Raw genomic sequence first — 752 nt, 5'->3', positions numbered from 1 at the left:
CTCAAGCTGGTTGGCTCGCAAAACTTCCTCCAATGGACGCGCAACCGGTGTCAAACCGGCTGCGCGTGGCTTGAAATGAATAAATCAGGGGCGACCAAAGCAGATCACCGATGCACAATCGGTGGTGCAAGCGCACATCAAGGAGATCGAAAATGCCTGGAAGCATCACTTCGGCGGCTGAGGTCACGCACATTTCCAAGCATGGCCTTTGGCTGTTGCTGGGTGACGAAGAGTTGCACCTGCCGTTTGAGCAGTTTCCTTGGTTCAAGCAGGCCACGGTTGAGCAAATCACGACGGTGGAGCACCCCACACCCAACCACCTGTACTGGCCCGCGCTGGACATCGACCTGGCAGTGGACTCGATTCGCCGGCCTGCGGACTTCCCGCTGATGGCGCGGGGCTGACTGCCCCCTGTGTGCTCCAAACAACAAAGGCCCTCGCGGGCCTTTGTCGTTTCAGTCTCTGGGGTTGCCGAAGGTTCAACCCTTCGCCGCCTTCAACGCCTCACCCATGATGGCCAGCCCCTCGTCCAGCAGCGCGTCGCTGGCGGTGATGGGCACCAGAATGCGGATGACGTTGGCGTACACGCCGCACGACAGCAGCACCAAGCCGCGCTTGAGCGCCTCGGCGCAGACGCGCTTCGTCAGGTCGGCGGCCGGCTTGTCGTGGTCGCCGCCTTCAAACAGCTCGATGGCGATCATGGAGCCCAGGCCGCGCACGTCCTGAATTTCCACGTTGTGTTGCGCCAGGGC

At 61.6% G+C, this 752-nt stretch carries 2 protein-coding genes; one reads left to right on the top strand and one right to left on the bottom strand.

From position 1 onward, the window contains the following. Window positions 1-152: 152 nt before the first annotated feature. Complete coding sequence (locus HA630_RS01825) at window positions 153-404, top strand: DUF2442 domain-containing protein (RefSeq protein ID WP_166832181.1); 252 nt, start codon at window positions 153-155, stop codon at window positions 402-404. A gap of 75 nt (window positions 405-479) precedes the next feature. On the opposite strand, the gene HA630_RS01820 is transcribed toward HA630_RS01825, so the two are convergent. Next, the coding region (locus HA630_RS01820) for an aminotransferase class III-fold pyridoxal phosphate-dependent enzyme (protein WP_166832180.1) at window positions 480-752 on the bottom strand (273 nt) is incomplete at its 5' end.

Source organism: Aquabacterium sp. A08 (assembly GCF_011742065.1).
This window is presented reverse-complemented; position numbering and strand designations above follow the sequence as displayed.